7 protein-coding genes are annotated in these 7,391 nt (G+C 37.6%); 5 read left to right on the top strand and 2 right to left on the bottom strand.

Translation table 11 applies throughout. The features are described from left to right. The first annotated feature begins 80 nt into the window (after positions 1–80). Positions 81–2,204 carry a VWA domain-containing protein gene (locus AB1397_07690; GenBank protein ID MEW6482854.1) on the top strand — a complete coding sequence of 708 codons (2,124 nt, stop codon included), beginning with the start codon at positions 81–83 and terminating at the stop codon, positions 2,202–2,204. Positions 2,205–2,276: 72 nt separating this feature from the next. On the opposite strand, the gene AB1397_07685 is transcribed toward AB1397_07690, so the two are convergent. Next, positions 2,277–2,861, bottom strand: coding sequence for a Uma2 family endonuclease (locus AB1397_07685; GenBank protein MEW6482853.1), 585 nt, complete (start codon positions 2,859–2,861; stop codon positions 2,277–2,279). A 73-nt stretch (positions 2,862–2,934) separates the two neighbouring features. After that, positions 2,935–4,887, bottom strand: a complete 1,953-nt coding sequence (locus AB1397_07680; protein MEW6482852.1) for a CoB--CoM heterodisulfide reductase iron-sulfur subunit A family protein — start codon at positions 4,885–4,887, stop codon at positions 2,935–2,937. A gap of 511 nt (positions 4,888–5,398) precedes the next feature. On the opposite strand from AB1397_07680, the gene AB1397_07675 reads away from it, so the two are divergent. The 4 genes from AB1397_07675 to AB1397_07660 all read left to right on the top strand — a co-directional run. Continuing rightward, positions 5,399–5,809 carry a nucleotidyltransferase substrate binding protein gene (locus AB1397_07675; protein MEW6482851.1) on the top strand — a complete coding sequence of 137 codons (411 nt, stop codon included), beginning with the start codon at positions 5,399–5,401 and terminating at the stop codon, positions 5,807–5,809. Further along, the gene (locus AB1397_07670; protein MEW6482850.1) at positions 5,806–6,195 is read left to right on the top strand and encodes a nucleotidyltransferase domain-containing protein; all 390 of its coding nucleotides are present in this window, start codon (positions 5,806–5,808) and stop codon (positions 6,193–6,195) included. The genes AB1397_07675 and AB1397_07670 overlap by 4 nt, the downstream gene beginning before the upstream one ends. A gap of 65 nt (positions 6,196–6,260) precedes the next feature. Continuing rightward, positions 6,261–6,929 carry an ATPase, T2SS/T4P/T4SS family gene (locus tag AB1397_07665; protein MEW6482849.1) on the top strand — a complete coding sequence of 223 codons (669 nt, stop codon included), beginning with the start codon at positions 6,261–6,263 and terminating at the stop codon, positions 6,927–6,929. Then, positions 6,856–7,391 (top strand): ATPase, T2SS/T4P/T4SS family (locus AB1397_07660; protein MEW6482848.1); only part of this gene is annotated, 536 nt, incomplete at its 3' end. The genes AB1397_07665 and AB1397_07660, both read left to right, overlap by 74 nt.

Genomic DNA, 7,391 nt, shown 5'->3' with positions numbered 1-7,391 from the left:
ATATAAAAAATTCATTTTTATATTTTATAAAATTATTTGAATTATTGCTATTTGATTTTATTTAATATAAAATAGAGGTTATGCAAATTTTGTTTTTCCTTTTATTTGCTACTTTAATTCATCCAAAGGATATAAGGGAAATAAGGGCGCAGGAGTTTGTAAAGGAGGGATTCTGGTCATATCAAAGGGGAGATTTTAAGGAAGCCATTTCCCTTTACAAAAAGGCATTAGAAATTAAACCCGATTTTACTTTAGGTTGGTATTGGTATGGAAATAGCCTGTTTAGATATGGGATGAATGATTTGGCAAAGGAATCCTACAAGATGTATTTAAGGCTTTGTGATGACCCCTATACAAAGGATAAGATTGAAAGATATTGGGGGAAGGGAAAGGATGAATACGCCAAAATTTTTACCATAAAAGGGGATATACAAGATGAAGGAAGGTTTTTCTCAGCCTCCGGGATATATGTTGATAATGCTGATAATTTATATGTAGCAGGCTTTGGAAATGATACCATTCTTAAGCTCTCTCCCTTTGGAAGGCTTCTTTTAAGAATATCAGTTAAAAATCCCTATGGTGTTTGTGTAGATAAGGATGGAAATATCTATGCAACATCCTATTCAAATAATTGTGTTTTAAAATTCTCTCCTTCTGGTAAGCCCCTTTTAAAATTTGGGAAAAAAGGAAGAAAGGATGGTGAATTTATTGGTTGCAAAGGAATAAGCGTAGATAGCTCTGGATATATCTATGTGGTTGATAGCCAAAGGATGCAGAAGTTTTCAGCCACGGCTACATTTATATCCAAAATAGATGACCTCTATCTTCCCAACAACCTTGCTATTGATAAGGATGGAAATATCTTTATCTCTGATCGCTTAAATGTTAAAATATTTGATTCCTCAGGAAATCTCACTAATTCTATCCCTATTAAGCCAAAATGGGTATCTATTCATAATAACAACATTTATATCCTAACCAAGGATGGGATTTCTATCTATTCAAAAGAGGGGAAAATTATAAAAAAAATAAACACAGATTTTGCAGGTGAAGGCCTGGCTCTTAATAAATTTGGGTTTATCTACATATCTTGCCCAACTTCCTCAACCATTCCTGTTTTTTTCAATCTTTCTAATTTGCCCAAGATCCTTGTTAATAGAATAGACCTTGCAAATTACCCGATGGTTCTTTTTTCAATTACCCTGAAGAAAGACAAACAGGAGATTTCGGGGCTTTTTGATAATAATTTTAGAATCCAAGAGGAAAACAGGGCTATATATCCATTAGGCGTTGATGAGATATTGAAAGAACAGGAAAACCTTGGTATTGCCTTTGTAATTGAGGATTCAAAATACATAAATCAAAAAAATGTAAAGAACATTTTGCTTTCCTCTGTTTCCCAATTTAAGGATGGATTACAAGGTGCATCAATTATTCCTTTCTCAAATACATCAAATGTCTTTTTAGATTTTACCCTTAATAAGACACAAATAAAGGATGCAATTGAATCTTTAAGTTTTAAGAAAGATGCTAATGAAGATGCCCTTCTTTCTTCATTAAATAAGGGAATAGATAGCACTGTTTCCCTTTTAAGCAAAAGGGCTGTTGTTGTAATTACATCCTTAAGCCTTAAGAAAGAGACACAGGAAATAAAAAGATTAAAGAATTATGCAAAAAACAATGCAATTCCTATATTTGTTATTGATTATAAGAAAGATAAAGACCCTATTTTAGAAAAAATAGCAAAGGAAACAGATGGAAAATATTTGCTTTCAAGGAATTCAAAGGAGCTTAATGACCTTTATGCTTTTCTCAGAGAAAGCCTTTCCTCCCAAGCACAATATATTCTCTATTACCGCTCTCCAAATGCAAGCCTTAAATGGAGCAATGAATGGATAGAGGCAATCCTTGAGGTAGGAGAGGGAAAATTTGGCTTAAAAGAAAAGATTTCCTATTTAATCCCAGATTTTGGTGGAGCAAATAGCTCTTTGGGAAGGGCCCTTATAGAAAAGAAGCTCTATCTTGAACAGAGCGAAAGGATAAAGGAATACAAGAAGAAAAAAGAAAGCGAGAGAAAGAAGATAAAGGAGATGTTAGAGGCTGAAAAGGCAAAGCATGAACCTACTTCCCATAAAGAAGAGAAGAAAGAGGAAGTAGAAGAAAAAGAGGGAGAGGAAGAAAAAGGAGGACATGGGGGACATTAGAATCTACATCAAAATTTAACATTTCTCTTTCATTTTACAATTTGCAATTTAAACAGGTACAAAATTTATTTTTTATTCTCTAGAGGAAAATATGGTGTTTAAATCTATTTTTAAATCTTCAAAGATGTCCACTTTTATCCTCTCTTGTTTTTTATATTCTTCAGGCTCTCCATACTTATCCTGTTTAAGTTTAAATATAACCACCTCCTCTGTGGCTGGGTCAAATATCCAATATTGTTTGACTTTATGCCTTTCATATAGATGATATTTGGTGATAAGGTCTTTTTTGGCAGTGTAGGGAGATAAGATTTCTATAATGATATCCGGAGCACCGATACATCCACGATCATCAAGTTTATTCCGCTCACAAACAACCACAATATCTGGTTGAACCACGGTTTCTATCTCTTCTTCTGCCTCATCAGCCTTGGGCAATCGGACATCAAAAGGGGCAAGATACACCTCACAGGGCTTGTTTTTTAAATAATTATGGAATTCAGTAAATATATTACCCACTACCTCCTGATGCCTTCTTGAAGGAGAGGGGCTCATATCATAAGCTACCCCATCTATCAGTTCCCACCGTTCTTCATCTGACCATTTCAGATAATCTCCATAGGTGAATCGTTCTTTTGTTTTTCTTGCCAGAAGAGCCATAAATAATACCTCCTTTTAGAATTTATCTCACCCTTTCATTACTAAATAAATATACCATTGGAATAATCCTCTGTCAACAGGATTTCTCAAGCTGATGGAATAATCCATTAGAGGAAAATCCATCCAGGCTTATGGCAGAGCATCTACAGATGGAAAGGCAAGAGCCACAGCCATGGCATAGGGCAGGGTTTATTTTTGCAGTTATCCTTCCTTTTATCTCTTCCTTTTCAATGGCAGAATAGGCACAGACATCTAAACAAGCAAAGCAACCTTTACAAAGCTCTTTATTTACCCTTGCAATCATTGGTTCTATCTCAAGGAAATCCTTTGAAACAAGGGAGATTGCTTTAGAAGATGCTGCCCCGGCAGATTGCACACAATCGGGAATATCCTTTGGGAATTGGCAAGAACCAGCTAGAAATATGCCTCCGCTGGTTGTTTCAGAGGGTGCTAGCTTTGGATGGAGCTCGGCAAAGAAGCCATATTCATCATAGGGTATTTTTAAAATTTGGGCTAGATTTTTGGAATCAGCTTGGGCAATAGCACCGTTTGCCAAAACAACCATATCAGCTTCAATCTCCAATGGAATCCCTGCCAATGTATCCGCACCCTTTAAAACAAGCCTATCCTTTTTTTGATAAATCTTAGATACCCTTCCCCTGATATATGAAATGCCATATTTTATCCTTGCCTTCTCTACAAACTCCTCATATCCCTTGCCAGCTGCCCTTATATCAATATAAAAAACATAGGCCTTGCAATCGGGAATATGCTCCTTTAATAAAATTGCCTGCTTTGCCGTGTACATACAGCAAAACCTTCCGCAATATGAAATGCCTTTTGCCTCATCCCTGCAGCCAATACACTGAATAAAACAAACGCTTTTTGGCTCTTTCCCATCTGATGGCCTTTTTATGTGTCCTTTTGTAGGACCAGATGCATTTATAAGCCTTTCAAAGGAGAGGGAGGAGAGAACATCCTTAAACCTTCCTTCTCCATATTCTCCATAGGCTTTGTGGTCAAACAAGGAAAACCCTGTTGCCACAATGATTGCTCCTACATCCTCTGTGATTATCTCATCTTCCTGAGAATAGTTAATTGCATCTCTATCACAGGCTTTTTTACACAAGCCACACCTTTTCTTTGTGAAATATAGACAATTTTCTCGATCAATTACAGGAATTCTTGGGACAGCCTGTGGGAATGGGATGTATATTGCACCCCTTGTGCTTAATCCCATATTAAATTCTGAGGGAATCTTTAGCGGGCATTTTTCAAGGCAACCACCACAGCCGGTGCATTTGCTTTCATCAATTGATCTTGCTCTTTTTCTTATTTTAACCTTAAAGTTTCCCATAAAGCCAGAGACTTCTTCAATTTCAGAATATGTATAAATTTTGAGATTATTCATCCTTGAGACCTCAACCATCTTTGGGGTTAGAATACAGGCAGAGCAATCAAGGGTTGGAAATGTCTTGTCAAGCTGAGCCATCTTTCCTCCAATTGTGGATGTTCTTTCTACAATTATTGTAGAAATTCCAGCATTTCCTAAATCCAAGGCTGCTTGAATTCCTGCAATTCCACCGCCAATAACCAATACCCTTTTGCAAACATCGGCTCTTAATTTACTTAAGGGAATATTTCTCTTTGCCTTTGCACAAGCCATTTGGACAAGCTCAATTGCCTTTTTTGTTGCTTTTTCCTTATCTGTATGAACCCAAGAGCATTGCTCCCTGATATTCGCCATTTCAAGAAGATATGGATTAAGACCTGCCTCTTTAATACAATTCCTAAATGTCTCCTCATGCATCCTGGGAGAGCAGGCAGCAACCACAACCCTGGAAAGCTTATAATCCCTTATTGCCCCTTTTATTAAGGCTTGTCCAGGTAAGGAGCACATATATTGATAATCCCTTGTATAAACAACCCCTGGGATTTTGAGCAATTCGCTTGCTACCGAAGGACAATCAACCACCCCAGAAATATTTACCCCGCAATGACAAACAAATACACCAATCCTTGCCATTTTTTAAATAAAAAGTTTAAAATAAATTGATGTTTTTGGCAATAATTATTTTTTTGTGATTGCTTTTTCAAAAAGATTAACATTGGCACAAAGGGGCAAAGGCACAAAGAAAGCAAGTAATAAATAAACTCTCTCGCCTTAAGTGCCTATTTCCCAATTTTATTCTCACCAAAGCTAAACACATACAAAATTTTTGACAATAGGGAAAGATTTTGGTAAAATATTCCCATAATAGGCAAAGAGAAAAAAGGGGACGGTTCTATTTAATGGAATAAATTATGTAAGAATCTAAGACCTGATGAATAAGGGGAATTGCCCTGCCAAAGATTGACACTACAGACTTTTTGTGATAAAATATAGAAAAGCTTTATCATTTATTTCTCAAATCCCAAGGGAAGATAGATGTATTACAGCTATCACTATGATGGAACTTATTTTTGGATCTCGGAAGAAAATAGAGATTCAAAAGCTCAAGGCGGAGTAAAAGTTGAAAGTGAAAGGAGAAGAATAGATGACAATAGAAAAAAAGGATGTTCGCTGGAAACAGCGGTTTCAGAATTTTGAAAAGGCATATTTACTAATAGAACGGACAGTGGCAATAAAGAATCCCTCTGAAGCAGAAAAAGGGGGACTAATCCAGTTTTATGAAATGTCCTTTGAGCTTGCCTGGAAATTGATGAAAGATTATCTATCGGAGCAAGGTTGGAATGTTCAGACACCCAGAGAAGCCATAAAACAGGCTTTTCAATCAGGTCTAATTGAGGATGGGCAGATCTGGATTGAGGCGTTAGAAGATAGAAATCTGACTACTCATACATACGATGAAAGCACAGCTGACAAGGTTGTTTCAACTATTAAAAAGGCATATTTTCCTATGTTGCAACAATTGTATAATCATCTAAAGCCTGAGGTAGAATTATGAATAACGAATTAAAAGAGCGTGATCTGGAAAATATTATCAAAGCATTAGAGAGATTTTCTCAGATTGAACAGGCGGTTATATTTGGTTCACGCGCCAAAGGAAGCCATAAAAAAGGGTCTGATGTTGATCTGGCCATAAAAGGGAAGGATATTAGCGACGAAACAGTCAAGCATCTAAGCTTCACGCTTAACGAAGAAATTCCCTTACCATATTTTTTTGATGTGGTTCATTACGAAAGCATAAATAACCCTGATTTGATTGAACATATCAACCGTGTGGGGAAAATTATTTATAAAGGAGCAGATTCACAAACCCGAATTAGGAATAATCCTATACAATCTCAAGATTTTATTGCTAATTTAAGATTTAGAACAAGCCCTGGTTAAGGATGGCATTATCAGCCAGGATGGCTTAGAAAAAGCTAAAGAAGAAGCAAAGCAAAGAGTCGTTAGTGAGAGCCCTTGTCTCTACAGGTTTAGTGAGTGAAGAGAAGATGATGGGCTTCTTGAGCTTAAAGCTGGGCATAACCAAGATTAACCTTTCTAAGGTAGTAGGGATTGATTCCAGTGTAGTTGAGGCAATCCCGGAATCCTTAGCACAAGCCCATCTTATCTTTCCTATTGCGAGAAGAAAGGATAGCCTCACCTTGGCGGTGGCTGATCCATTAGACACCTTAGGTATAGAAAAGATAAAGGCAATGGGCTATGAGGTGAAGCTAGTCCTTGCCTCAGAGAGGGAGATTAGAAGGGCGATTGGGAGGTATTATGGAAAAGGGGCAATTGTAGAGGGCATCCTAAAGGAGGCAAAGCCCACATTAGAGAGAGAAGAGGAGGTAACTGAACTAGAGGTTGGAAAGGAGGAAGTTCCCGCTATCAACCTGGTTAATCATATGTTGATTGAAGCCATCAAGATGGGTGCCTCTGATATTCATATTGAGCCATTTGAGGAGAGTATCTGGATTCGCTATCGGATTGATGGGGTTCTTCATAAGGTCTCTTCAGCAGGTAAACACCTTCAGAGGGGGTATTGTCTCTCGGGTAAAGATTATGTCAGGTATGGATATCACGGAAAGGCGGTTGCCGCAAGATGGACGAGCCAAAGTGAAAATAGGGGGTTATGAGGTAGACCTGCGTATTTCAGTAACCCCGACTGTCTTTGGAGAGAAGATAGTGATGAGAATTTTAGACCCTAGGGGTCTATGCCTGGATCTTAATCTCCTCTTTGATCCAGAAACCCTTGCAATTTATCGCAATTATATCTGTAAGCCCCAGGGATTTATCTTAATCAGCGGACCTACAGGGAGTGGAAAGACAACCACCCTTTACTCCACATTGGCGGCTATTCGTTCAGAAAGGAAGAATATAATGACTGTGGAAAACCCGGTAGAGTATATTATGACCGGAGTGAACCAACAACAAGTCAAACCAGAAATTGGTTTAGATTTTGCTTCTGGTTTAAGGTCTTTCTTGCGTCAAGACCCGGATATTATCTTGGTGGGTGAGATAAGGGATAAGGAGAGAGCAGGGGTTGCTCAAAGGCTTATGCGAACCATCTGTGTAAAATGTATGGAGGCTTACGAAGC

It is taken from the genome of bacterium (genome assembly GCA_040756715.1).
Lineage (GTDB): Bacteria > UBA9089 > UBA9088 > UBA9088 > UBA9088 > JBFLYE01.
This window is presented reverse-complemented; position numbering and strand designations above follow the sequence as displayed.

Coding starts and splice junctions, on each gene's coding strand:
- AB1397_07690 (MEW6482854.1), top strand. CDS start 81: ATGCAAATTTTGTTTTTCCTTTTATTTGCTACTTTAATTCATCCAAAG.
- AB1397_07685 (MEW6482853.1), bottom strand. CDS start 2,861: ATGGCTCTTCTGGCAAGAAAAACAAAAGAACGATTCACCTATGGAGAT.
- AB1397_07680 (MEW6482852.1), bottom strand. CDS start 4,887: ATGGCAAGGATTGGTGTATTTGTTTGTCATTGCGGGGTAAATATTTCT.
- AB1397_07675 (MEW6482851.1), top strand. CDS start 5,399: ATGACAATAGAAAAAAAGGATGTTCGCTGGAAACAGCGGTTTCAGAAT.
- AB1397_07670 (MEW6482850.1), top strand. CDS start 5,806: ATGAATAACGAATTAAAAGAGCGTGATCTGGAAAATATTATCAAAGCA.